At 37.4% G+C, this 23,571-nt stretch carries 25 protein-coding genes; 9 read left to right on the plus strand and 16 right to left on the minus strand.

Annotation, left to right across the window (positions count from 1 at the left end):
• Positions 1-17 precede the first annotated feature (17 nt).
• From CVT18_RS05900 to CVT18_RS05950, 11 genes are read right to left on the minus strand one after another with little or no spacing between them, the layout of a single operon-like run.
• Positions 18-776 carry an RluA family pseudouridine synthase gene (locus CVT18_RS05900; RefSeq protein WP_103628259.1) on the minus strand — a complete coding sequence of 253 codons (759 nt, stop codon included), beginning with the start codon at positions 774-776 and terminating at the stop codon, positions 18-20.
• The gene (gene waaA, locus CVT18_RS05905; protein WP_103628260.1) at positions 773-1,909 is read right to left on the minus strand and encodes a lipid IV(A) 3-deoxy-D-manno-octulosonic acid transferase; all 1,137 of its coding nucleotides are present in this window, start codon (positions 1,907-1,909) and stop codon (positions 773-775) included. The genes CVT18_RS05900 and waaA overlap by 4 nt, the downstream gene beginning before the upstream one ends.
• A gap of 8 nt (positions 1,910-1,917) precedes the next feature.
• Positions 1,918-2,625: a zinc ribbon domain-containing protein gene (locus tag CVT18_RS05910; RefSeq protein ID WP_103628261.1), complete on the minus strand. Its 708-nt coding sequence runs from the start codon at positions 2,623-2,625 to the stop codon at positions 1,918-1,920.
• Positions 2,626-2,641: 16 nt separating this feature from the next.
• Positions 2,642-3,364, minus strand: a complete 723-nt coding sequence (locus CVT18_RS05915) for a Nif3-like dinuclear metal center hexameric protein (protein WP_103628262.1) — start codon at positions 3,362-3,364, stop codon at positions 2,642-2,644.
• Positions 3,365-3,370: 6 nt separating this feature from the next.
• Positions 3,371-4,231 (minus strand): glycine--tRNA ligase subunit alpha, encoded by an 861-nt coding sequence (glyQ, locus tag CVT18_RS05920; protein ID WP_107824334.1) that lies wholly within the window; start codon positions 4,229-4,231, stop codon positions 3,371-3,373.
• An 18-nt stretch (positions 4,232-4,249) separates the two neighbouring features.
• Positions 4,250-5,788, minus strand: coding sequence for an AbgT family transporter (locus tag CVT18_RS05925; protein WP_107824335.1), 1,539 nt, complete (start codon positions 5,786-5,788; stop codon positions 4,250-4,252).
• Between the two features lie 5 nt (positions 5,789-5,793).
• On the minus strand, positions 5,794-6,213 hold the full coding sequence (locus CVT18_RS05930) for a GyrI-like domain-containing protein (protein ID WP_103628265.1): 420 nt from the start codon (positions 6,211-6,213) through the stop codon (positions 5,794-5,796).
• A 3-nt stretch (positions 6,214-6,216) separates the two neighbouring features.
• Complete coding sequence (locus CVT18_RS05935) at positions 6,217-6,690, minus strand: DUF3972 domain-containing protein (protein ID WP_103628266.1); 474 nt, start codon at positions 6,688-6,690, stop codon at positions 6,217-6,219.
• 12 nt (positions 6,691-6,702) lie between these two features.
• Entirely contained in the window at positions 6,703-7,197 is a 495-nt protein-coding gene (gene purE / locus CVT18_RS05940; protein ID WP_087585835.1) for a 5-(carboxyamino)imidazole ribonucleotide mutase, read from the minus strand.
• Positions 7,194-8,453, minus strand: coding sequence for a peptidase U32 family protein (locus tag CVT18_RS05945; RefSeq protein ID WP_103589369.1), 1,260 nt, complete (start codon positions 8,451-8,453; stop codon positions 7,194-7,196). Before CVT18_RS05945 ends, purE begins: the two co-directional genes overlap by 4 nt.
• Positions 8,453-9,211, minus strand: a complete 759-nt coding sequence (locus CVT18_RS05950; protein WP_087576988.1) for a chemotaxis protein — start codon at positions 9,209-9,211, stop codon at positions 8,453-8,455. Before CVT18_RS05950 ends, CVT18_RS05945 begins: the two co-directional genes overlap by 1 nt.
• A gap of 135 nt (positions 9,212-9,346) precedes the next feature.
• Between CVT18_RS05950 and CVT18_RS05955 the strand changes: the two genes are divergently transcribed.
• The 3 genes from CVT18_RS05955 to CVT18_RS05965 all read left to right on the plus strand — a co-directional run bounded on the left by CVT18_RS05955 (position 9,347) and on the right by CVT18_RS05965 (position 13,599).
• Positions 9,347-10,126 (plus strand): histidinol-phosphatase, encoded by a 780-nt coding sequence (locus tag CVT18_RS05955; protein WP_103628267.1) that lies wholly within the window; start codon positions 9,347-9,349, stop codon positions 10,124-10,126.
• 88 nt (positions 10,127-10,214) lie between these two features.
• Positions 10,215-11,645, plus strand: coding sequence for a type I glutamate--ammonia ligase (gene glnA / locus CVT18_RS05960; RefSeq protein WP_103604288.1), 1,431 nt, complete (start codon positions 10,215-10,217; stop codon positions 11,643-11,645).
• A gap of 316 nt (positions 11,646-11,961) precedes the next feature.
• Entirely contained in the window at positions 11,962-13,599 is a 1,638-nt protein-coding gene (locus CVT18_RS05965; RefSeq protein WP_103628268.1) for a DNA polymerase III subunit gamma/tau, read from the plus strand.
• Here CVT18_RS05965 and ccoS read toward each other — a convergent pair.
• Both ccoS and CVT18_RS05975 read right to left on the minus strand, forming a co-directional pair.
• Complete coding sequence (gene ccoS / locus CVT18_RS05970; protein WP_021090484.1) at positions 13,586-13,828, minus strand: cbb3-type cytochrome oxidase assembly protein CcoS; 243 nt, start codon at positions 13,826-13,828, stop codon at positions 13,586-13,588. The two genes, CVT18_RS05965 and ccoS, sit on opposite strands and share 14 nt — an antisense overlap.
• On the minus strand, positions 13,828-16,209 hold the full coding sequence (locus CVT18_RS05975) for a heavy metal translocating P-type ATPase (protein WP_103628269.1): 2,382 nt from the start codon (positions 16,207-16,209) through the stop codon (positions 13,828-13,830). The genes ccoS and CVT18_RS05975 overlap by 1 nt, the downstream gene beginning before the upstream one ends.
• A 289-nt stretch (positions 16,210-16,498) precedes the next feature.
• Here CVT18_RS05975 and rho point away from each other — a divergent pair, with 289 nt between their 5' ends.
• Positions 16,499-17,839, plus strand: coding sequence for a transcription termination factor Rho (gene rho, locus CVT18_RS05980; protein WP_021090510.1), 1,341 nt, complete (start codon positions 16,499-16,501; stop codon positions 17,837-17,839).
• Positions 17,840-18,024: 185 nt separating this feature from the next.
• On the opposite strand, the gene CVT18_RS05985 is transcribed toward rho, so the two are convergent.
• Positions 18,025-18,237, minus strand: a complete 213-nt coding sequence (locus tag CVT18_RS05985) for a transcriptional regulator (RefSeq protein WP_002941953.1) — start codon at positions 18,235-18,237, stop codon at positions 18,025-18,027.
• A gap of 160 nt (positions 18,238-18,397) precedes the next feature.
• On the opposite strand from CVT18_RS05985, the gene CVT18_RS05990 reads away from it, so the two are divergent.
• Positions 18,398-18,997: an outer membrane beta-barrel protein gene (locus CVT18_RS05990; RefSeq protein WP_103628270.1), complete on the plus strand. Its 600-nt coding sequence runs from the start codon at positions 18,398-18,400 to the stop codon at positions 18,995-18,997.
• A gap of 54 nt (positions 18,998-19,051) precedes the next feature.
• On the opposite strand, the gene CVT18_RS05995 is transcribed toward CVT18_RS05990, so the two are convergent.
• Both CVT18_RS05995 and nusA read right to left on the minus strand, forming a co-directional pair.
• Positions 19,052-19,531, minus strand: a complete 480-nt coding sequence (locus CVT18_RS05995; RefSeq protein ID WP_103628271.1) for a GNAT family N-acetyltransferase — start codon at positions 19,529-19,531, stop codon at positions 19,052-19,054.
• Positions 19,531-20,634 (minus strand): transcription termination factor NusA, encoded by a 1,104-nt coding sequence (gene nusA / locus CVT18_RS06000; protein ID WP_103628272.1) that lies wholly within the window; start codon positions 20,632-20,634, stop codon positions 19,531-19,533. Before nusA ends, CVT18_RS05995 begins: the two co-directional genes overlap by 1 nt.
• 172 nt (positions 20,635-20,806) lie before the next feature.
• Between nusA and CVT18_RS06005 the strand changes: the two genes are divergently transcribed.
• From CVT18_RS06005 to CVT18_RS06020, 4 genes are read left to right on the plus strand one after another with little or no spacing between them, the layout of a single operon-like run.
• Positions 20,807-21,049 (plus strand): HP0268 family nuclease, encoded by a 243-nt coding sequence (locus tag CVT18_RS06005; protein ID WP_002941786.1) that lies wholly within the window; start codon positions 20,807-20,809, stop codon positions 21,047-21,049.
• Entirely contained in the window at positions 21,049-22,350 is a 1,302-nt protein-coding gene (miaB, locus tag CVT18_RS06010; protein WP_103628273.1) for a tRNA (N6-isopentenyl adenosine(37)-C2)-methylthiotransferase MiaB, read from the plus strand. Before CVT18_RS06005 ends, miaB begins: the two co-directional genes overlap by 1 nt.
• Positions 22,331-23,110 carry a lysophospholipid acyltransferase family protein gene (locus CVT18_RS06015; RefSeq protein WP_103628274.1) on the plus strand — a complete coding sequence of 260 codons (780 nt, stop codon included), beginning with the start codon at positions 22,331-22,333 and terminating at the stop codon, positions 23,108-23,110. Before miaB ends, CVT18_RS06015 begins: the two co-directional genes overlap by 20 nt.
• Positions 23,100-23,546, plus strand: a complete 447-nt coding sequence (locus tag CVT18_RS06020) for a hypothetical protein (protein ID WP_103628275.1) — start codon at positions 23,100-23,102, stop codon at positions 23,544-23,546. Before CVT18_RS06015 ends, CVT18_RS06020 begins: the two co-directional genes overlap by 11 nt.
• Positions 23,547-23,571 lie beyond the last annotated feature (25 nt).

Raw genomic sequence — 23,571 nt, forward strand, 5'->3', positions numbered from 1 at the left:
AATTTCTTTATTGCTCTTTAAATTTCAAATTTATTAGATAGCTCAAATCCAAGAGTATTAAATTCTTTTGGGATCGGCGCTTTAAATTTATAGTTTAAAAGAGCGATAGAATAGGCATGCAAAAACATTCTATTTGCCCTATTTTTGCCATATTTCTCATCGCCAACGATAGGTAAATTTAAACTAGCCAAATGCACTCTTATCTGATGCGTCCTGCCTGTTTTTATGGCAACTTTTACAAGCGTTTTTTTACCTGTAACCATGAGTGGCGAAATTTCACTGATCGCTTCTTTGCCATCTTTTGATATCTTTGAAAAGGCGCCATTTTTATTTTTTATCGTTAAGATCGGCTCATTTACGACCACTTCCTCGCTCATGATACCCCTAACTGCGGCCACATAATTTTTCTCAACCTTCATCTTTTTAAACTCATTTATAGCAAGTGCTGCAAATTCGTCATTTTTTACAAGAAGCAGCACGCCACTTGTATCCTTATCGAGCCTATGAAGGAGTGGAAATTTATAAATTTGACTGATTTTTTCGCTAGTTATAGCAGCAGGCTTATTTATGGCTATTAAATTTTCATCTTCAAATATAACGCTTGGTTTTGGCATCTCTTCGACGTTAAATTTAGTATTTTCACTCATTAGCGCTCGAGCTATCATCACCTTTTGCCCCTTAGCATAGACTAGACCACTATCTATTAGCTCCTTTGCCTCATTGTTTGAGATATTTTTTTGTTTGGCTAAAATTTTATACGCTTTTTCTTCACTCATAAAGTGCTCCTTATATCTTCTATGATCGTATCAGCGCTGGCCTGTACGGCGATCTTGCTCTTTTTGGCACCACTATCTATTATGCCGCCGATCTCGCTAGCTTTTGCGATATAGATGTTTTCAACTAAGCCAAATAATGCCTTTTGGTTAAATATAAACTCGCCACTTATTATCACTGGGTTAAATTGTGCGCACTCGATTGGGTTATGCCCGCCAATATTTGGCACAAAACTGCCTCCAAGCACTACTATATCGCTAATAGCATAGACATTTACAAGCTCGCCTAAAGTATCAAGCAAATTTATCTTTGCTTCAAATTTATGCGTTTGGCTAAATTTAGCAAAGCTAAAATCATGTTTTTTAGCGTAATCGCTCGCTAGCTTTTCAACCTCTGCAAATCTCTCAGGATGGCGCGGTGCGATGATTAATAGATCATTTTCTTTTAAATTTAAATTTTCTAAAATCATCTCTTCTTCGCCAGCGTGAGTACTTGCTAGCACGATTACTCTAGCTTTTGGCTTTTCATAAACTCTACTCACACTTGGCAAAAATGCAGCTTTTATGTTACCAACGACCTCTATCTCGCCTGCTCCAAGTGACTTTAGCCGCTCTTTATCAAGCTCGCTTTGGGCGTAAATTTTATCTATAAATTTAAAAAGATATCTATAGAAAAAGCCAAATTTCAAGTAGCTTTTGTAGCTTCTGTCTGAAATTCTCGCATTTATTAATATCACACGGCTGCCTTTTAGCTTTGCCATGAAAACTAGCATAAGCCAAAGCTCAGCCTCAAAAATAACTAAAATTTTGCTCTTTTTTAGCCAAAACGGCAAAAAAATTTCAAACGGTAAAAATCTCGCGTTAGAGCAAATTTTACTTGCCGCTTCAAAGCCAGTATTTGTCACTACACTTATGGCTTTGCTGTCAAATTTTTGCATCAAAGGTTTAAGTGCTTGCACTTCACCAAACGAGCAAGCGTGAAAATGCACATCTGCATCTTGAAATTTAGGATTATTAAAGAGGAAAAAACGTGCTGGAATCGACTTATGATACTTTTTTTTAAAACTTAAAATAAATAGTAGGATAGCCCCAAAGAGATAGAGTATTGAGGCTAGAAAGTAATATATTATTATCACGAAATGTGTTATTGCTCTTGTTTATATAAGATTCTGCCACAATGCGGACATGTAACGATATCTTCGCCCTTGATAACAGCAGAGAAAGTTTTGTCGTTTATCTGCATAAAGCAACCATAACAAGCTTGTTTTTTTACAGGAACAACGGCTGTGTTGTGAGCCCATTTTCTAATTTTTTCATAAAATGCTAGAATTTTTTGATTCATAGTGGCGATAAGCTTGTCTTTTTTAGCATAAACTTCTTTACGTTCTTTTTCGATATTTTCAAGCTCAGATGAAGTTTTGCTTTTTATATTTTTTAAATTCTCTTCAAGTTCAGCTTTTTTTGAACCAAGCTCATCTTTTTGACTGTTTTTACTATCTATTAGCTTCTCAAGTCTAGCAATCTCTTCATTTGCAGCCTCAAGTTGCTCTTTTGCAATATCTTCTTCAAGACTTAGAGCTTTTATCTCCTTTTCGCTTTTTGCACTTGAGCTTTTTTTAGCTACATCTTTTATCTTTGCGCTAAACTCGGCAATATGAGCATTTGTGCCTGATTTTTGAGACTTTAAGTCATTCACCTCTTCATCTAGTCTTTCTATATTGACCGTTATGGTTTCGCACTCTTCTTCTATATTTTTATAAGCCTTTTCTATGTCTTGAATGCGTGGTATAAAGCCATCTATTTGTTTATCAAGATCAGATAATTCAACTAATTGTTGTAAGTATTTATTCATAATGTTTCCTTTTTTGTTAGCAATATGTAAATGGATTTTTGGAATTGCGTATTATAACTTCAATTTTCAGATTTTGCAAATATTTTGCTAAAAAATCACCAAAATAACGTTCACTTTCATAGTGATTTATATCGATTAAATTTAGCCCATTTTCCTTTGCATAAAGAGCTTGATGATACTTTAGATCACCAGTCAAAAAGACGTCTGCTTTGACTTCTTGGATGAGATCTGCGCCACTTCCAGTGCAGATACAAATTTTAGAAATTTCATCTTTTGCATGAACCACTCTTAAATTTTCTAATCCAAGTTTTTCTTTTACAAATTTACAAAGCTTGCTAAATTTCATCTTCACATCAGCGTAGATCAAAAAACTCTCTTTGCTTGAAATTTCAAGCCCCAAAACCTGCGTTACAAATTTTTCATTTAAAAATGCAAGGTCAGCATTTGTGTGAAGCGAGATGAGCGAGATATTTTTTATCATCATCTCTCTTATGAGTGAGCTTGGATAAAGGCTGTAGTCTAGGCTCTTTAGCCCCTTAAAAATGAGCGGATGGTGAGTGATGATGAGCGAATTTGGCAAGACATTTTGCAAAAGTTCGCTATCTAGATCAAGGCTTAGATAAATTCGCTCAAATTCACTATCAAATGAGCCAACTTGAAGGCCACTATTATCCCAAGGCTCTTGGCTCGCAAACGGGCAAATTTCATCTAAAATTTTATAAATTTCAGCTATTTTCATAAAATTTTACTTTTGCTCTAGGCTCTCTTTATAAGTTAGCGCACACTCTTTGGCCAGCTCGCGGATTTTTAAAATGTAGTCTTGCCTTTGCGTTACGCTGATGGCTCCGCGCGCGTCAAGGACATTAAAAGTATGCGCTGCTAGCATACAATAATCATACGCAGGCAGCGAAATTTTAGCCTCCAAGCAGCGTTTGCACTCGTTAAATGCATTTTCAAACTGGTTAAAAAGCATATCAACATTTGCCACTTCAAAGTTATATTTACTCCACTCAAATTCGCCCTGTTTATGCACGTCGGCGTATGTTACGATATTACCATTCCTATCGTCCCAAACGATATCGTAGACGCTATTTACATCTTGTAGATACATGGCCAAACGCTCAAGGCCGTATGTTATCTCACCAGAGATTAGCTCGCATGCGATGCCACCCACTTGTTGAAAATACGTAAACTGAGTCACTTCCATGCCATCTAGCCAGACCTCCCAGCCTAGCCCCCAAGCGCCCAGCGTCGGGCTCTCCCAGTTATCCTCGACGAAGCGGATGTCGTGATCTTTTAAATTTAACCCGAGCTTTTCAAGGCTTTTTAGATAAAGCTCTTGGATATTTTCTGGACTTGGCTTTATGAGTACTTGAAACTGATAATAAGCGCCTAGGCGGTTTGGGTTTTCGCCGTATCTGCCATCAGTTGGACGGCGGCTTGGAGCTACATATGCAGTCGCCCACGGCTTTGGTCCGAGGCTCCTTAAAAATGTCGCTTGGTGATATGTGCCCGCACCAGCTGGCATGTCGTATGGTTGAAGTATCACGCAGCCTTGCTCTTGCCAATAGTTTTGAAGGGTTAATATTATTTGTGAAAATGTCATTGCTTTCCTTTTAAAATTTTACTTTACATAGTGTATAACTGCACCAGGTCCTAGTGGTAGATCAAAAACGTACCAAAACGACATTAGCACTGTCCAAGAAATTAAAAATGCAACCGTATAAGGAAGCATAATGGAAACTACTGATCCGATTTTTAACTCTTTATTGTATTTTTGCATAAAAGCTACTATCAAAACAAAAAACGGCATCAAGGGCGTTATGATATTTGTAGTAGAGTCGCCTATTCTAAAAGCAGCCTGCGTAAGCTCTGGTGAAAGTCCAAGATTCATAAACATTGGTACAAAAATCGGAGCCATCATCGCCCACTTTGCAGAATCAACAGCTATAAATAAATTTATAAAAGCGATCAAGAAAATAAAAACTATAATAAGGCTAAGTCCAGTTAATCCGACTTCTTTTAGAAAAATAGAACCTTTTATAGAAAGCACTAGCCCAATATTTGAGGTATTAAAAAGATATGTAAACTGAGCTGCAAAAAATATCAAAACCAAAAATCCTGATAGCTCAGAAATAGATTGTTCCATAAATTTTATGGCGTCATTACTGCTTTTTATACTCCTGGCGCCTACACCGTAAGCTACGCCTACCACTATAAAAAGTAACATCATAAAAACGACAATAGAATGCATAAAAGTAGATTTCATAAAGCTTTCATTGCCTTTTGCTCCAAATAAAGAGCCTGAAGGCAAAATAGCCACAAGCAATAAAATTACAAAAACAATCAACGCTATTAGCGAAAATTTTAAGCCACGTTTTTGCTCTGCACTTATCTCACTATGCTCTTTTAGGCTAAAATCACCCAAAAAATCAAATTTACCAAGCCTAGGCTCTACGATTTTATCTGTTACAAACCAGCCAACAAAGACGATCAAAAATGTCGAAGCGATCATAAAATACCAATTTGCAGTTGCTAACACTACATAATCTGGATTTAACACGCTAGCTGCTTGCATAGAAAATGCCGCAAACATAGGGTCATTTGTACCGATTAATAAATTTGCCGACCAGCCACCGCTAACACCAGCAAAAGCAGCAGCTAATCCAGCAATTGGATGGCGACCAAATCCAGCAAATAAAATAGCTCCAAGCGGAATTAGCACGACATAGCCAACCGAGGAAGCAACATTTGACATTACTCCAAGAAAAATAACGATTGGAGTTACCCATATTTTGGAAGATTTTAAGGCAATCTTTGTCATAAGTGCTGACAAAAGTCCAGACTTGTCTGCGATACCAATACCTAGAATAATCGCAAAAACTACTCCCAAAGGATAAAAATTAGTAAAATTTTTAAGCACAGACGAAACAAAAGATCTAAGACTATCAGCAGAAAGCAAATTTATAACATTTGCATTAAGCTGTGATATTTGTCCGTCTTTGATAGCCTGATAGCTTACACCAACGCCCATCTTTTCTAACACAAACGATATTATTATCGTAATAATCGAAAGATATATAAAAAGCATAGTTGGATTTGGCAATTTGTTACCAAAATTTTCGATAAAACTTAAGATTGAACTATTGTTTTTTTTATTCATTTTTCCTAGCCTAAAATAGATATAAAAATTTTTATCTCATCGCTGCCGTAAAACTCAAAATCCGTTTCGTAGGCTCTTTTTAGATCACTACTTTCAAAATATTTCCAAATTTTACCCCAAAATTTTGCTACGTTTTGCGGCTCTCTTGCAAAACTAAAAACGGCGTATTTGCCACTTTTTATCTCTAGAATTTCATCACTTTTGTGGCTTGATCTTGTGCCGATGAAGTTATCGTAATGTCCATTAAGATCGCTTTCATAGTTGCAGTAAACGCTATAAATTTCACTCTTGCCATCATAGTATTCACTCATAAATTTAGACCATAAAGCTGGAATTTTACCCTTGCCGCCTATCTCATCTTCATTTTTAGTGCGAGTTTTTACTCCGTAAATTTCAAAGCTATCCTCTAAATTTATAATCTTCATAAACTACTTTTGCCCGTTAAAATTTTCAACCGCTTGGTTCCACATGAGTTTATATTTTCGTTTTAAAAATTCAACTTCATCTTGTGAAATTTTAAGCTGTTTTGTAAGAGTTTCTACCGTTTTTCTATCTTCGTCATAGAGCTCTTGCATAGAAATAAGCGCCTCTTTTAAAAATTTATTCTCATTTCTTAGGGTTTCAAGCGTCTCATCCTTTGCGTCAAGCACCTTTTCGTGTAAATTTAATATCGTTCCAATCGTCTTTTCAACAAAGCTGATACCATCTTGGCTTTGCGGCTGCAAGGATAAATTTTGCGAAACACTAGGCACCGCGCTCATCGTTCCTTCGCTCGCTTCTATCAAAATTTCTCCATTTTCCTCTTTGGTTTTCAAAACGCCACGATTTATCATATCTTCGATAACTTCACGCTCTAAGTGCACAAGTTTGCAAAATTCATCAACACCAAGATAGGTCTGCACCGCTTCTCCTTTTTACAGTATCACTTCAACCTTTGAAGAGTCTTCCTCTAAGGCCTTTACCTTTGCCTCTCTATCGGCTTTTAGAGCACTTGCCAGACTATCATCTTCAAGAGCTAAAATTTGCACTGCCAAATAGGCTGCATTTATCGCACCAGCCTTGCCGATAGCCAATGTCGCCACTGGCATGCCACTTGGCATTTGCACAGTTGAGTAAAGTGCATCAACGCCGCTAAGAGCTGAGCCTGCCATTGGTATGCCGATCACTGGTTTTGTTGTATTTGCGGCGATCGCACCAGCTAGGTGAGCCGCCATACCAGCAGCTGCGATAAAGACTTTTGCGCCTTTTTTTTCTGCATTTGCGACGTACTCGCTTGTTCTTTTTGGACTTCTGTGAGCTGAGCTGATTATCAGTTCATATTTTACGCCAAATTTTTCAAGAGTTTTTGCCGCCTCGCTAACGATCTCATAGTCGCTTTTACTTCCCATTATAATAGAAACAAATTTCATATTTTCTCCCTTAAAAAGCTAAATTTTGGTAGCTTAATACCAAGACTTATCTCGTTTTCATTGCCGCTATGAATTTCACTCATAACCTTGCCTTTTTTGGTAATGAGCTGCTTAAATTTGATAAATTTCTTGCCATCTTGTGAATAAACCTTTGAGATTTCATTTTCACTATCTTCTATAACCGATCCAGTAGGAGCCACGATCTCGTAGCTATTGCCTGGAAAAATTTTATATTTGCACTTAAAAAACTCGCCATCTTCGCTTATTGCATTTACCTGATGTGTGCCCTCTTCTAGGCTACTAACGTGATTTTGCGTATCGGTTCGCTCATAAGGTCTATGCACCAAGTAGCCATCCGTAAAGCCACGATTTTTCAGCGTATTTATCTCATTTTCATAAATTTGTGCATCAAATTTATCGTCCATGGCATCATCTATCGCCATTTTATAGGCTCTGGCGGTGCAAGCTGCGTAGTACTCGCTCTTTGTGCGACCTTCTATTTTTAAGCTATCTATCACTCCACTATCAACGATCTCTTTGATGTGAGAGATGAGGCAAAGATCTTTTGAGTTCATAATATGAGTGCCATTTTCATCCTCTTCTAAGCGGAAAAGCACACCACTCTCTTCGTTTTTGGCGTAGAGTTCGTATTTAAACCTGCAATCATTTGCACAACTGCCGCGATTTGACATACGTCCGCTTTGCACTGAGCTTACTAAGCACCTACCAGAGTAAGCAAAGCACATCGAGCCATGTACAAAAATTTCAATATCAAGAGTTGGAATTTCCTCTTTTATCTTTATGACATCTTTTAAGTTCATCTCGCGTGCTACGACGATACGTTTTGCACCCATATCGTGATAAATTTTTGCATCAAGCACATTCATAACGTTTGCCTGAGTTGAGAGATGTATCTCGATATCAGGAGCGATGGCTTTTGCTAGACTCATAACGCCTGGAGTTGCGATGATAAAGGCATCTGGCTTCATCGCCGAGATAGTTTGCAAGTGCCTTTTTAGTGGCTCGATCTGAGAGTTAAAAGGAAAAGCATTTATGGTCGCATAAAATTTTTTTCCCTTTGCATGTGTGTAGTCTATCGCCTCTTTGAATGTTTCAAGGTTAAACTCCCTTGCTGATCTAGTCCTTAGTGAAAAGCTAGCCACCGAGCCATAAACAGCGTCGGCTCCATACTCAAGGGCTATTTTAAGTTTTGTTAAATTTCCAGCTGGAGATAAAAGCTCAGGCCTTTTTAGCACTATTTTTTACCCAAACTTTCTATCAAGGCTTCGATATCGTCGTTGCTGACAAGATTTTCAGTCGTTGTATCACCAGCGATGTGAACAGCAGAGCTAACACGCTTATCATCGTCGATTTTACCTTCAAACAAGGTATTCATATATTTGCTAAGTGCTCTCATAACGTTGATAACACGCTCGATCTTTTGTCTATGAATGTCTTGATACTGCATCATATCCATAGCCATCATGATCTCATCTTGTCCCATTTGTAAATTTCCGATGATATTATCGATCGTGCCAAGAAGTGAGTTGTTTTTCTCTAAAGCCTCGCTAAATGCAGCGATATTTGGAAATTTCTCACTTAGCGTCGTAAATAGCTCAATATTTGAGTTTATTGTGTCTTTTAGGCTATTTGAGTCGCTCTCAGCATCCATAAAAAAGTTATTTATAGTCTCAAGCTTATCAAACATCTGAGTAGCTTTTTCTTCACTATCTCTTGTTACGTCATCAAGCTGATGAACCATTTTGTGGTCTTCAGTCGGTGGTGGTGGTGGCCAAACGCCATCTGCACTTACTCTGTAGTTTTCTGCATTCTTTGAATTACTTTCTGATTTTGACTGTGGCTCATCTTTAGTATCGATTGCTTCTGCAACTTCTGTTACCTCGTCCGTATCCTCTTTGACGTCCGCAACCTCTTGGCCAGCATCTTCTTTAGCATTATCTAACTCATCATCTAGCCCACCTGCCATAAGTGCGTCAAGTTCCTCTTGGGTCATAAAAGCTCCTAATAAAATTTGGCTTGATTATATAGGATTTAAATAAAAAGTAAGTTTAAAGGCAATGCTTTTATCTTTAAATTTATAAATTTTTAGATAGCATTTTTAAAAATAAACGACCTTAAAAGGCTAAAAATGACCGTCGATCTTCACAACCACACGCCACTTTGCAAACACGCAGTTGGCGAGCCAAGAGAGTATGTGCAAAACGCAATAAAAGCTGGCACAAAATACTTTGGCTTTAGCGATCACGCACCGATGAACTACGATAAAGCTTACAGAATGAGCTTTGATGAAATGCAGGGCTATGAAGATGAAATTTTACGTTTAAGAGATGAATTTAGCGGTGAGATAGAAATTTTGCTTGGCTATGAGATGGATTTTTTAGATGGATTTATGGATGAGCGAGTTTTTGCTAGAAAGGTCGATTATCTAATAGGCTCTGTGCATTTTTTTAATGGCTGGGCGTTTGACAACCCTGAATTTATCGGCGGATACGAGGGCAAAGACTTGGATCAAATTTGGCAAGAGTATTTTAACCACATAGAAAGATCGGCTAGGCTTGGTAAATTTGACATCATGGGGCACATTGATCTTTTAAAACTTTTTAAATTTTTGCCAAAAAAGGATGTTAGAATTTTGGCTAAAAATGCAGTAAATGCGATAAAAGAAGCAGATTTAGTTGTTGAGATAAATGCCGCTGGCTTTAGAAAACCTATCGGCGAGCAATATCCAAGTGTAAATTTACTTGAACTAATCGCTGAAAATGACATAACCATCACCTTTGGCTCAGACGCTCATGCCAAAGAAGATATCGGCAAAAACGGCGAAATTTGCGAGCAAATAGCTAGAAATTTGGGATATTCAAAGTGTGCGATATTTAAAAATAGAGATAGAGAATTAGTAAAATTTTAGTTTGGGGTCAAATAAAATATAAATTTAATCTTAAATATTAGGTTTTATGATAGAATACGAAAAATTTAAAAATTAAAAGGAGAAAAAAGTGGGAAAATTCGTCCAAAATATAGATCATTTTTTTGATTTTTGTAAAGAAAATGAAGTCAAATTTGTAGATTTTAGATTTACTGATTTAGGCGGTGCTTGGCATAGCATTAGCTACAACATAAAAGCTGTTACGAAAGAAAATTTTATAAATGGTATCCCAATGGACGCTAGTTCTATGCACGGCTGGCAACCAATTGATAAGAGCGACATGATAATGAAGCCAGAAGCTACAACCGCATTTTTAGACCCATTTACTTCTGATATTACAGTTGTTGTTTTTTGCGATATTTACGACATTTACAAGGGTCAAATTTATGAAAAATGCCCTCGCTCAATTGCCAAAAGAGCAATGCAGTACGTAAAAGATAGCGGTCTTGGTGACGAGGCGTATTTTGGCCCTGAGAATGAATTTTTTGTCTTTGACAACGTCAAAATCATCGATAGCCCAAACTGCGCGATGTATCAAGTAGATAGCGAGGAAGGCGAGTGGAACGATGCTACTGACTTCAAAGATAGCTACAACACAGGTCATCGCCCACGTAGAAAAGGCGGTTACTTGATGACTCAGCCAATCGACAGCATGGTAGATCTAAGAGCCGAGATGATGCAAGTTCTAGAGCAAGTTGGTCTTGAAGTCTTTTTAGGACACCACGAAGTCGCTCAAGGTCAAGGTGAGATCGGCGTGAAATTTGGCAATCTAGTCGAAGCCGCCGATAATGTTCAAATCTACAAATACGTCGTTCGCATGGTGGCTCACCTAAATGGCAAGACAGTTACATTTATGCCAAAACCACTTTATGGCGATAACGGAAGCGGCATGCACGTTCATCAATCAGTCTGGAAAGATGGTAAAAATTTATTCTACAAAGAGGGCAACTACGCAAATTTAAGTGACTTTGCAAGATACTATATCGGTGGCGTTTTAAAGCACGCAAGAAGCGTTGCAGCCTTTACTAACCCAAGTACGAATAGCTATAAACGCCTAATCCCTGGCTTTGAAGCGCCATCTATCCTAACCTACTCTAGTCAAAATCGTTCAGCAAGTATCCGCATACCTTATGGTTCAGGTGAAAAGTCAGTTAGAGCCGAGATGAGATTTCCAGATAGCACAGCAAACCCTTATCTGGCTTTTTCAGCGATGCTAATGGCGGGACTTGACGGCGTTAAGCACAAATATGAGCCAGTTGGTCCGATGGATGAAAATTTATTTAAACTTCACCTTGATGAGATTAGAGAGCGTGGCATAGAGCAGCTTCCACACACACTTCGTGGTAGCCTTGAAGCGCTAATTCGCGATAATGAATACTTAAAACCAATAATGACCGATCTTTTCATAGATACATATCAACACTTCAAATTTGAAACTCAAGTTTGGCCTTACGAAGCGCGCCCAACCGCTTATGAGTTTAAAACTTGCTTCTCTTGCTAATATAAAATTTTGCCTTGGCACACATGCCAAGGCTTTTCATACCAAACACAATTCATACAAAAATACAAAATATTTAACATAAAATTTTATGTATTTTTATTATAAATTTTAAATCTAATCGGTTATGGATCATTATAAAAATGGATAATTTTTTTATATTTTGAAAATACACTAGGAATTTTATGCAAACATATAAAAAATTATCCGCCCTCATTAAACTAAAATAAAAAATTTTAAAGCCAATTAAATATATAAATAATCATAAATTTATGCCTTTTTTTATAAAATCCTTGAACTTTATAAAAAGGATACCGCATTGCAAGCACTAGCTTTAAAATATCGCCCTAAAAATTTTGATGAACTTATCGGTCAAGAAGCAGTTAGTAAAAGTCTTATACACGCACTTGACGAGGGTCGTATAAGCCACGCATATCTATTTTCTGGGCTTAGAGGCAGTGGTAAAACTTCAAGTGCTAGGATATTTTCAAAAGCTTTAGTATGCGAAAAAGGACCTACCTCAAAACCATGTGAAGTATGCCCACAATGTATAATGGCAAATGAGTCAAGACATATGGACATCATCGAAATGGACGCAGCTAGCCACAGAAAGATAGATGATATAAGAGAGCTAATAGAGCAAACAAAATATGCTCCAGCAATGGCAAGATATAAAATTTTTATAATCGATGAAGTGCATATGCTAACCAAAGAGGCATTTAACGCTCTTTTAAAAACACTTGAAGAGCCACCAAGCTATGTAAAATTTATCCTAGCAACGACTGATCCATTAAAACTCCCAACAACGGTGCTTTCAAGAACACAGCATTTTAGGTTTAAGCAAATAAGCAGATACAGCATCATTAAACATCTTGAGTTTATTTTAAGCAAAGAAGGCATTAGCTACGAAAAAGAGGCACTTGAAATTTTAGCAAGAAGTGGCGGAGGGTCGCTAAGAGATACTTTGACGCTTCTTGATCAAGCTATCATTTACGGTGCAAATAATGTCACGGCAAATGGCGTAGCATCGATGTTAGGACTTCTTGATCCAGAAAAGATCGAAGAGATAATAACTCATGTTTTAAATCATGATAAAAATGCCATTAGAGTGCTTGTAAGCGAACTTGAAAGCTACGATCCAGAGATGATAATAGATGAAATTTTGGCAAATTTAAAGCAAAAATTTATAGAAAATGACTCAAAAATTTCTCTACTTGTTTATGAGAGATTTTTTAGGATTTTGGCACAAGCTAAAGGTATGCTAAATGTAAGTAGCGACAATGGCTTTGTACTAATGCTAATGCTTTTTATGATGATAGAAGCGCTAAATTTACAAGATATTGATGATGCTATAAATGAAGTGATCTCAAAAAATAGCGAAAATTTCACTCAAATCACAGAAGTCATCACTCAAAAAAGCCAAGCAGCTCCTGCTAAAATGCAAGGTCCATATGAACTCTTTTTAACAAAAATTTATGATAGAAATTACGATCTTGGCGAGTTTTTTAAAGAATTTGTAGAATTTAGCTTCTTTAATAACAATGAGCTTGGACTGATAGTAAATGCAAAAGATGAAAATCTAGAGTATTTTAAGAAAAATTGGAAAATTTTAAACGAGATATTGCGTACGCTTTTTGGACAAAATGCGAAGATAGTAAATGCAAAGAGCGATGAGCAAAAAGCACAAACTAAGACACCTAAAGCCTCTTTAGAAAACAATGAAAAAAGCGAATTAGACGAGCTTGATGAGGAAATTTCAAGACTAAATGCAAATAACGTTGAAACTAAAAATGAGCCAAAAACCGAAATAAAAAGCGAACTGCAAAACGAGAAAAATAACTTTACTTTGATGCTAAATAAAGAGCCAAAAACGCCAGAAGAGCTTCAAAGGCAAAGAGAACAAGGGGTTCTAAAAGAGGCAAATAGACTCTTTGGCGAGCCAACTATCGAGAGCTAGCCTTATCTTTGCTGCTAGCCTCTAGCCTCTTTTTTAGCGCTTCTTTTTTGCGAAGCTCTAACTCATAAGCTTCATTTAGTGCCTCTTCATCGTCCAAATTTGCTCCGTCTAAAAATTTTCGGTAGTCCTCAAATTGCTTATTTTTTATCCCCCAAAGCACGCCAAAAAGCAAAAATGCTCCCATCAAAACTGAGATAAAAACTAGCATCGCAAGTGTCGCGCTATCCATTATTTTTCCTTAAATTTTCTAACAATATAAAGCGAGTTTAAGATAACACTTAGCGAGCTAAGCGACATAAAAAGCGCAGCAAATAGCGGAATGACGTAGCCACATACGGCAAATGGCAGAGCAAGAACATTATAAAGAAGACAAAAGAGCAAATTTTGTTTTATCGTTTTGTAAGTAAATTTTGAGATTTTTATGGCCTTCGCTAGACTTTTTAAACTATCATCAAGTAGCACTACATCGCTTCTTTCTAAGCTTATTGCCGCCCCGCTTCCCATACAAATAGCAACATGAGCAAGGCTAAGTGCTGCTGCGTCGTTTATGCCATCTCCTACCATTAGCACCCTTTTGCCCTGATCTTTTAGTTCGCTTATAAATTTAGCTTTCGTTTCAGGTAACATCTCTGCTCTAAACTCGCTCACGCCAAGCTCATCTGCCACGTTTTTTACCACTTTTTGCACATCGCCACTTAAGATACACACTTTCATACCAGCGCTCTTTAGCTCGTCTATCAAGGCCTTTGCCTCGGGCTTTACACTATCTTTTAGGTAAAATTTCGCCACTAACTCACCATTAAGCCCCACAAAAAAGCTCACATTTTCTTCAGCTTCATCAAAGCTAATACCATTTTCAACTAAAAATCGCTTGCTTCCTGCATAAAATTTTTTATCCGAAATTTCAGCCTCAACACCCTTTGCCACGCTTAAATTTGTATTTTTAAGCTCTATTTTCCTTGCGCCTTTTTGCTTTAGAAATTTAGCCACTGCCACGCTTATTTGATGATTTGATATAAGAGCTAGCGAATAAATTTCATCTAAACTTATGCTCTCTTTTATAAAAAATTCACCAACTTCAAATTCTGCCTTTGTAAGCGTACCAGTTTTGTCAAAAACTGCCACGTCGCACTTTGCGAGGCTTTCAAAAAATTTAGCCTCCTTAAAAAGTACCTTGTTTTTAAAGGCCACACCAAGGGCACAGACGCTACTAACTGGCGTGGCAAGAGCAAGCGCACAAGGGCAAGCAATCACGATGACGCTTACAGCCGTGACAATAGCTTCTGAAAAGCCAAATTTAAAGTACCAAAACCAAAATGTAAAAAATGCTAGAGTTAGCACGCTAAGAGAAAATTTAGAAGCGATTTTATTAACCATTAGCTCGATATTTGGTTTTTTTAGCTCTGCATTTTGGAGCAAATTTATAAGCTGATTTAGATAAGAATTTTTAAAAATTTCCTTTGCTTCGTAGATGATTTGTCCATTTTGACAAATGACGCCACTTTTTACCTCTTGTCCCACTTCCAAGGTTACAGGCAGGCTCTCTCCAGTTAGACTTGAGCTATCCACGCTTGCCTCGCCACTAAGCACTACTCCATCAAGTAGCGCCCTCTCGCCAGATCTAAGCACGATCTTTTCGCCTAAATTTACATCTCTTGGCTCTTTTAAAACATCCTTGCCATCTTCTAAAACGCACACTTTTGCAAGCAGCATATCATTTAAGAAATTTGAAGTCTCAAGCGCCTTTTTCTTGCCCAAAATTTCTAAAAATTTACCGATAAAAACAAAGGTGATGATCATCGCAACCGAGTCAAAATAGCTCTCGCCACTCCTCGTAAACATCGCAAAAATGGAGTAGATATAGGTTATGCTAGCCCCCGTGATAACGAGCAAGTCCATATTTGGCGAAGCATTTTTTATGGCTATCTTTGCCCCTTTGAAAAACTCGCTACCAGTATAAAAAAGTACAGGCGTTGCTAATACAAACTGCGCAAAGCTTAAAATATCTTTTATATCGCCTCTTATGCCACTAAAATACCCGCTATATTGAGCGATGGCTAGCCACATAATGTTCATCGTAGCAAAGATACCAACTAGCGCTTTTGTGTAAAAATTTCTTCTTTTCTTAGCTAGCTCGTCCTCTTTTTGACTCGTAGCATAGAGCTTTGGGACATAACCAACGGCATAAATTTTTTCAATTATTTGCTCTACCAAAAGCTCCTGATCATCAAAAACAATAACCGCTTTTTGATTAAGCGAGTTGATATTTACCTCCAAGACGCCAGGCAAGCTAAAAAGTGCCTTTTCAAGTAGCCAGATGCAAGCTGAGCAAGTGATGCCATCAATTAAAAATGAAATTTGACCAAAGTCGCCCTCTTTTGTCACAAGCTCGCTAAAATTTGCCGCTAAATTTTTGATATTTGCACCGTTGCTTGCCGGTGTAAGTGTATTTTTACCAAGACGTTCATAAAACTCGCTAAGCCCATTTTCATTTAAAATTTCATAAACGCCTTTGCAACCAACACAGCAAAATTTAAGTCCGCTTTCATTTGAGATCATCACGCTTTCATCAAATTTTAATCTACAATGAGCACATCTACTTTGTGGCATTTTTACTTTCTTTTATCTAAAATTTTTACTAATATTATTGCATCACATGCCTATTACGCACCATGTAAATTTATGGTAGGCAAACTGCAAAAATAGGCATAAATTTCTTCTTTTATTATCGTTATAAAATGGCGAGATTATAGCAAATCAACCATTTTTGAGCAAAAATTTTATTTTATGCCATTTCTTGACAACAAAGTTTTATTTTTATAAAATGCCAAAGCTTTCAAAAACTTCTTTTTGAAACTTAGAAATTCTGCAAAATTATCCCCGCATTTAAAGAGGAAAAATGGAAAACAACCAAACCGAGCAAAGTGCTGCTCAAAATACAAAAACTACAAAAAAACATCAAGCATCAAGAACACACATACCAGTAGACGGACACAAGATCGAAGAACTAAGAACGCTTAGCTTAGATGAGCTAGTACAGATCGCAAATAGCGTCGGTGTCGAAAATCCACGCGAATTTCGTAGGCAGGATTTGATATTTGAGATACTAAAAACCCAGACAAAACAAGGCGGCTTTATACTATTTACTGGAATTTTGGAGATCACAAATGAAGGTTATGGCTTTTTAAGAGCTGTTGATGCGAATTTAAGTGACAGTTCAAACGATGCATACGTCTCAAACTCACAGATCCGCAAATTTGCACTTCGCGTGGGCGACATCATCACCGGCCAAGTAAGAGAGCCAAAAGATCAAGAAAAATACTACGCTCTTTTAAAGATCGAAGCGGTAAATTACATGCCTCTAGCAGACGCAAAAGAGAGGCCACTCTTTGACAACCTAACCCCACTTTTCCCAACTGAAAAGCTAAATTTAGAGTATGATCCTATGAAGCTAACGGGCCGTGTGCTTGACCTTTTCACACCTATTGGCAAGGGTCAGCGTGGTCTCATCGTCGCACCTCCAAGAAGTGGTAAAACTGAACTTATGAAAGAGCTAGCTCACGGCATCGCTAAAAATCACCCAGAAGCCCAGCTAATGGTGCTTTTGGTTGACGAGAGACCAGAAGAAGTTACCGACATGCAGCGCTGCGTAAAAGGCGAGGTATTTAGCTCGACATTTGACCTGCCAGCGCTTAATCATGTCCGCGTAGCAGAGCTAGTCATCGAAAAGGCAAAACGTCTAGTTGAGATGGGTAAAGACGTCATCATCTTGCTTGATAGCATAACCCGTCTAGCACGCGCCTACAACACAGTGACCCCACCAAGTGGCAAGGTACTAACAGGCGGCGTGGATGCAAACGCACTTCACAAGCCAAAACGCTTCTTTGGCGCAGCTAGAAATATCGAGCACGGCGGCTCACTAACCATCATCGCGACAGCACTTATCGACACTGGCTCACGCATGGATGAAGTAATATTTGAAGAATTTAAAGGTACTGGAAACAGCGAGATCGTGCTAGATCGCAACATCTCAGACCGCAGAATTTACCCAGCTATCAACGTACTAAAATCAGGCACCAGAAAAGAAGAGCTACTTCAAAAACCTGACGAGCTTCAAAAAATTTGGGCTATCCGCTCTGCGATCGCTACAATGGACGATGTCGAAGCACTTAAATTCTTGTATGCAAAAATGCTAAAAACAAAAGACAATAAAGAGCTTCTCTCTATCCTAAACGAGTAAATTTAAATGAGCTTGAAGCGCTTGCTTTGAGCTCTTTTTAAAATAAAAATTTCTACATTTTTCTATTATAAAAAATAAACCTTATCACTCTTAAAATCAAAGTCTAATTCTATTACTAAAAATTTACTTTTATATGGATATCACGATCTATTTTAAACTAAAAAATTTTTGATTTATAAAAATAGCTACTTGCTAAATTTTTCTATGTCTTGATTGATTAAATTTTCATATTCACAAAGCTCATTGCAGGTCTTTTTACTCTGCTCGATAAGCTCGTCAAATTTAAATCCAAGCATCACAATACGATAAAGGTTTGGCTTATGTTTTCGCCAGTTGTAAAGCGTTGCGACATCAACGTCTAAATGATAAGCCATATCACGTTTTGTCATCTTAGCCACTTTACACTCCTTTTTTCGAGTGATTTTATAAATTTTATTCTGATAAGAAAACAATTGAATTATTTTATGTTTTTTATTAATTTCATCTAATATTTAAACTTTATTTAATATAAGAAAACTTAAAATAGTCGCGTAACATTTTTTTAAATAAGGAGTAAAAATGAAAAATGCAGTTTTAAAAGTTGCTTTAGGTTTAAGCCTAGCTAGTGCCGCTGCTTTAGCGCAAGGAGCCTTTGTTGGAGTTGAAGGAGACTACTCTTTTGGATCAAACATGAAAGCAAAAAGCAACAATGGCACAACAAAAGTCAAAAAAGCTCAACCTGGTCTTGGCATAAAAGCTGGTTATGGCTTTGATGTAGCTAGAGTTTATGGAGCTTACATTTACGACTTTCAAGCAAAGAAGTCACTTGGTGATGAAGACGGTACAGTAATAAAATGGAAAACACACAAATTTATAGTTGGAGCAGACTACACTCCAAGCGTAGCAAAATATCTTAAATTAATTCTTGGTGGCTACACTGGCTACTCAAAGCTTAAAATGGATGTATTTGACACTCATGATGGCTCGGAAAAAGCTAATACAAATGGCTGGATACTAGGTGCAAGAATTGGTGCTGAATACTCTATTAACGAAAACAATGCAGTTGAGTTTGGTCTAAAAGCAGATAGAACAAAATATAGCTCTATAGCAAAATATGATAATGCAAAAATAAAAGAGACAAATGTAGGTCTTTATTTGGGATATACATATAAATTTTAATCACCCACAAGCTCAAATTTAAAAGCAAATTTGAGCTTTTTATTTAAAAACGAATTATAAATTTAAAAGTTTTTCTAAATTTTTACCGTCCAAGCGATAGTTTCTCCACTCAAGTGATTGATTTTTAGCACCCATACTTTCATAAAATTTAATGCTTGGCTCATTCCAGTTTAGACAGCACCACTCAAGCCTTTTTAAATTTTCATCCTTGCAAATTTGAGCTAAAAATTTAAAAAATGCCTTGCCGATACCTTGATTTCTAAACTCTTTTTTGACGTAAATGTCCTCAAGATAGATCCCACCAAGCCCCAAAAATGTAGAAAATGTGTAAAAATAGATAGCATATCCTATCACCCCATTCTCACTCTCACATACAAGGGCTTTTGCGTAGTTTTTATCAAAGATAGAGTCTGCGAAAATTTCATTTGTAAAGGTGACTTGATCGCTCAAATTCTCATAACTAGCAAGCTCTCTTACAAGCTCGCAGATCACGTCTATATCGCCCTTAGTCGCTTTTCTTATTTGAAATTTCATTAGTTATCACCAAAAAGTGCTTTTAAGTCTTTGATTGGCTCATTATTTTCTGCATTACTACTAGTTTTTGAGCCAAGTTCATTTAGCTCGATCTCATAACCAGTTAGCATGCTTGCTAGGCGGATATTTATGCCATTTTTGCCAATCGCCTTACTCTTTTGCTCGCTCGCAAGCGTTACGATTGCCTTATTTTCTTCAATCTTTACAGATGTGATGATCGCAGGCGCCATAGCGCGAGCCACCAAGATCGCTGGCTCTGTGGTGTATTCGATCGCATCGATGCTCTCACCGTGAAGCTCTTTACTTACGGCATTTATCCTAACACCCTTTGTACCGACCGTTGCGCCGACTGGATCGATGTTTGGAGTGGTTGAGATGAGCGCTACTTTAGCTCTTTCGCCAGGAATTCTCGCACTTCCTTGAATTATGATGCCACCATCTTTTATTTCAGGCACCTCTGAAGTTAGCAGCGCTTCAAGAAATTTAGGTGAAGTCCTTGAAAGCTCGACCTTTATACCTAAATTTTTATCTGTAAAAACTTTTCTAATGACTGCTTTTACCACATCGCCCACTTTAAATTTCTCGCCTTTTATACGGTTTTTGCGTGGCAAGATGGCACGAAGCTCGTCTATCTCGATAAATGTGTTTTCATCATTATCAACTCTGATAACTGGCCCAAAGACCATGTGGCCGCTCATCTCATTATATTTTTGTAAAATTTTCTCTTCTACTAGGCGCTGGATATGATACTCAAGCTCTTTGTGAAGCGTCTGGGCTGCGGTCCTTCCAAGGTTATCAAGGCTTAGCTCGTAAGTGAGCTCATCTCCGATCTCTACGCCACTATCTATCTTTTTAGCCTCTTTTAAGCTTAAAAAGTGTTCATTGTCTTCTTCAAGCCTCTCATCGTCGTTTGCTACGATTGAAATTTTTTGATAAAGCTTTAAATTTTTATTTGCATCGATACTCACGTCATACTCATAATTTTCGCCATAAACTCTTTTTGCAGTATTTATCAAGGCTCTTATAACGCGCTCTTTTACATCTTCTATCTCTAAATTTTTCTCATTTGCAATTGACTCGATGATATCTGAAATTCTTTCCATTTTTTCTCCATTGTAACGATAAATTTCGGGGATTTTTCGTGAAGTTTTGAAATTATACACAAGCCATACTTTTAATAAGTTTAAGCTTATTATTAACTTTTATTTAATCCTTTTTTTATGATGTTTTGGATATATTGACCGATTAAAATTTAAGATTTCGAAAGGATTAAAAATGGAGCTAAAACTTGCAAGAGCTGAATTAGACGCAAAACCAAAAACGATTTCACTAGAAAAAATAGAGGCAGCTGTCGAAAAAGAGGGTCAGAAAATTTTCTATTTTGATAAAGAAAATACACACAAACAACTAATCGCCTTAGTTGAGCATTTTGAAGAAAAAGGGCTAAGCGTTTATCACAGAACCGTAAAATACGGACTTGATGATAGCGACTACATGTATGAAGTGCATATACTTTAATGAGTAAAAAACTCTTTATCCAAACTTTAGGCTGTGCTATGAATGTTCGTGACAGCGAGCATATCATAGCCGAGCTCTCACAAAAAGAAGACTACTCCTTAACACAAAATATAGAAGAAGCTGATTTAATCCTTATAAATACTTGCTCGGTTCGTGAAAAGCCAGTTCATAAACTCTTTAGCGAAGTCGGCGCGTTTGAAAAAGCCAAAAAAAGAGGTGCTAAAATAGGCGTTTGTGGCTGTACTGCAAGCCATTTGGGTAGTGAAATTTTTAAACGCGCACCTTATGTTGATTTTGTTCTTGGCGCAAGAAATGTTAGTAAGATCACAAAAGCGGTAAATACACCTAAATTTATCTCAACCGACATCAATCATGACGAGAGCGAATACGCATTTGGCGAATTTAGAGGCTCACCATATAAAAGCCACATCAATATCTCGATCGGCTGCGATAAAAAATGCACCTACTGCATCGTCCCACACACCAGAGGCGATGAAATTTCCATCCCTTCAAGCCTTATCTTAAAAGAGGTAGAAAAGGCTGCAAAAAGCGGCGCAAAAGAGATATTTTTACTAGGGCAAAATGTCAATAACTACGGTAAAAGATTTTCAGGCGTGCAAGAAAATATCGATTTTAGCGACCTTTTAGTAAAGATAAGCGAGATAGAGGGTGTTGAGAGGATAAGATTTACAAGTCCACACCCACTTCACATGGATGATAAATTTCTTGAAATTTTCACTAATAACCCAAAAATTTGCAAGTCTATGCACATGCCACTTCAAAGTGGAAACACCAAAGTTTTACGCGAGATGAAGCGCGGATACACAAAAGAGTGGTTTTTAGATCGCGCGCTAAGACTTAGAAAGATGTGCCCGAACGTGAGTATCTCAACTGATATCATCGTCGCATTTCCGGGCGAGAGTGATAGTGAGTTTGAAGATACAATGGATGTGCTTGAGCAAGTTAGATTTGAGCAAATTTTTAGTTTTAAGTATTCGCCTCGCCCTCTTACAAAGGCAGCTACTTTTACAAATCAAATAGATGACAAAACCGCTTCAGAAAGGCTTACGCGCCTGCAAAATCGCCACAATGAAATTTTAGACGAGATCGTGGCGGCACAAAAAGATAAAATTTTTGATGTATATTTTGAAGAGCTAAGAGCAAACGGCGGCGTTGCTGGGCGAAGTTTTAACAACTTTTTAGTTCAAGTTGATGGAAGCGAAGAGCTTCTTGGCACTACACAAAAAATCAAGATCACAAACCCAAAACGAATGGTTTTGTATGGTGAGCCACAAATTTAAAAGCATCCTTGAAAAGCTCGCCCTAAATGTTGGCGTATTTTTCATCTACATTTTGATGTGGCTCATTTTCCTAACCTGCAAAAAGAGCCACACTCCAAATTTCTTACCACAAAATGGCTGCGTCGTCGTCTTTTGGCATGGCAGACTTAGCTTTATGAGCTTTGCCTATAGACGCTGGTGGAGCAAGCAAAATAGAAAGCAAGGCAAGGTGATAATAAGCGACCACAAAGATGGCGAGCTAATCACCAGAATAATCAAATTTTTTGGCATCGGCACCATTAGAGGCAGTAGCTCAAAAGGCGGCGCAAGGGCGCTTATAGAAGCCTTAAGAGAGATAAAGCAAGGCCACGACGTCATCATCACGCCAGATGGCCCACGCGGACCAAGACACAGCGTAGCAGATGGAGCTGTAGTGATCGCACAAAAGTCATCTTGCGAAATTTATGCTCTAAATTTTGAAGCAAGCTCGTTTTGGGAGTTTAAAAGCTGGGATAAGATGATACTTCCAAAGCCATTTTCAACTATAAATTTTAGCCTCTCGGCTCCTTTTAATGTGGAAAATTTGGAGCAAAAAGATGCAAAAGAGAAGATACAAAACGAACTTTGGCAAGCCTCACAAAATGATGGCGGAAAGAGCGTTTTGCAAAATAAAGAGGACTTTAGGTCAAATTTAAAAATTTGGTGGAAAAAATATGCGCATAAAAATCCACAAATAAGCGATGAGATAAAAGAAATTTTGGACGAAATTTATGAAAAATAAACTATCTATCTTTATAGCCATCTTTCTAATTATTTTATTTGGGCTATTTTTTTATAGCGACAACTCCTATAAGCTCGCTCTTGAAGCAAAATTTTTATACGAAAACAAAGAATACGAAAAGGCCTTAAATTTAAGCCAAAAAGCACTTGATATAGATATTTATAACAAAATGGCAAATACTATACTAAACCAAAGCAAGGCTGCTATCAAATTTAGCTCATACATAAAAAATGGCAAAGAGTATCTTGAGCGTATCAAAAAAATGAGCCAAAATAGCGTCAGCAAGGCTGATAGTGAACGTATTAAGATGATGTGTGATGTGATGATAGAGGATTTTGACGACCTTAAAAACTCGGCCCTACTTGATAATGAGCTAAAAAATGAAGCTTTAAACACAAAAGAGATTTTCGTTAAGCTTAAAAACGAGCTGTTTTAAACTTATTTAATCCCTTTTTAGCTAC

Origin of the sequence: Campylobacter concisus (assembly GCF_003048405.1) — a bacterium.
GTDB lineage: Bacteria > Campylobacterota > Campylobacteria > Campylobacterales > Campylobacteraceae > Campylobacter_A > Campylobacter_A concisus_Q.

What these genes read in the sequence shown, in the direction of transcription:
- CVT18_RS05900 (WP_103628259.1), bottom strand. Translation starts at nt 776, where the DNA reads ATGAGTGAAGAAAAAGCGTATAAAATTTTAGCCAAACAAAAAAATATC.
- ccoS (WP_021090484.1), bottom strand. Translation starts at nt 13,828, where the DNA reads ATGGATAGCGCGACACTTGCGATGCTAGTTTTTATCTCAGTTTTGATG.
- rho (WP_021090510.1), top strand. Translation starts at nt 16,499, where the DNA reads ATGGAAAACAACCAAACCGAGCAAAGTGCTGCTCAAAATACAAAAACT.
- nusA (WP_103628272.1), bottom strand. Translation starts at nt 20,634, where the DNA reads ATGGAAAGAATTTCAGATATCATCGAGTCAATTGCAAATGAGAAAAAT.
- CVT18_RS05915 (WP_103628262.1), bottom strand. Translation starts at nt 3,364, where the DNA reads ATGAAAATAGCTGAAATTTATAAAATTTTAGATGAAATTTGCCCGTTT.
- CVT18_RS05995 (WP_103628271.1), bottom strand. Translation starts at nt 19,531, where the DNA reads ATGAAATTTCAAATAAGAAAAGCGACTAAGGGCGATATAGACGTGATC.
- CVT18_RS06005 (WP_002941786.1), top strand. Translation starts at nt 20,807, where the DNA reads ATGGAGCTAAAACTTGCAAGAGCTGAATTAGACGCAAAACCAAAAACG.
- CVT18_RS05925 (WP_107824335.1), bottom strand. Translation starts at nt 5,788, where the DNA reads ATGAATAAAAAAAACAATAGTTCAATCTTAAGTTTTATCGAAAATTTT.
- CVT18_RS05950 (WP_087576988.1), bottom strand. Translation starts at nt 9,211, where the DNA reads ATGACCCAAGAGGAACTTGACGCACTTATGGCAGGTGGGCTAGATGAT.
- CVT18_RS05990 (WP_103628270.1), top strand. Translation starts at nt 18,398, where the DNA reads ATGAAAAATGCAGTTTTAAAAGTTGCTTTAGGTTTAAGCCTAGCTAGT.
- miaB (WP_103628273.1), top strand. Translation starts at nt 21,049, where the DNA reads ATGAGTAAAAAACTCTTTATCCAAACTTTAGGCTGTGCTATGAATGTT.
- glyQ (WP_107824334.1), bottom strand. Translation starts at nt 4,231, where the DNA reads ATGACATTTTCACAAATAATATTAACCCTTCAAAACTATTGGCAAGAG.
- CVT18_RS05955 (WP_103628267.1), top strand. Translation starts at nt 9,347, where the DNA reads ATGACCGTCGATCTTCACAACCACACGCCACTTTGCAAACACGCAGTT.
- purE (WP_087585835.1), bottom strand. Translation starts at nt 7,197, where the DNA reads ATGAAATTTGTTTCTATTATAATGGGAAGTAAAAGCGACTATGAGATC.
- CVT18_RS05930 (WP_103628265.1), bottom strand. Translation starts at nt 6,213, where the DNA reads ATGAAGATTATAAATTTAGAGGATAGCTTTGAAATTTACGGAGTAAAA.
- CVT18_RS06020 (WP_103628275.1), top strand. Translation starts at nt 23,100, where the DNA reads ATGAAAAATAAACTATCTATCTTTATAGCCATCTTTCTAATTATTTTA.
- CVT18_RS05975 (WP_103628269.1), bottom strand. Translation starts at nt 16,209, where the DNA reads ATGCCACAAAGTAGATGTGCTCATTGTAGATTAAAATTTGATGAAAGC.
- CVT18_RS06015 (WP_103628274.1), top strand. Translation starts at nt 22,331, where the DNA reads ATGGTGAGCCACAAATTTAAAAGCATCCTTGAAAAGCTCGCCCTAAAT.
- CVT18_RS05910 (WP_103628261.1), bottom strand. Translation starts at nt 2,625, where the DNA reads ATGAATAAATACTTACAACAATTAGTTGAATTATCTGATCTTGATAAA.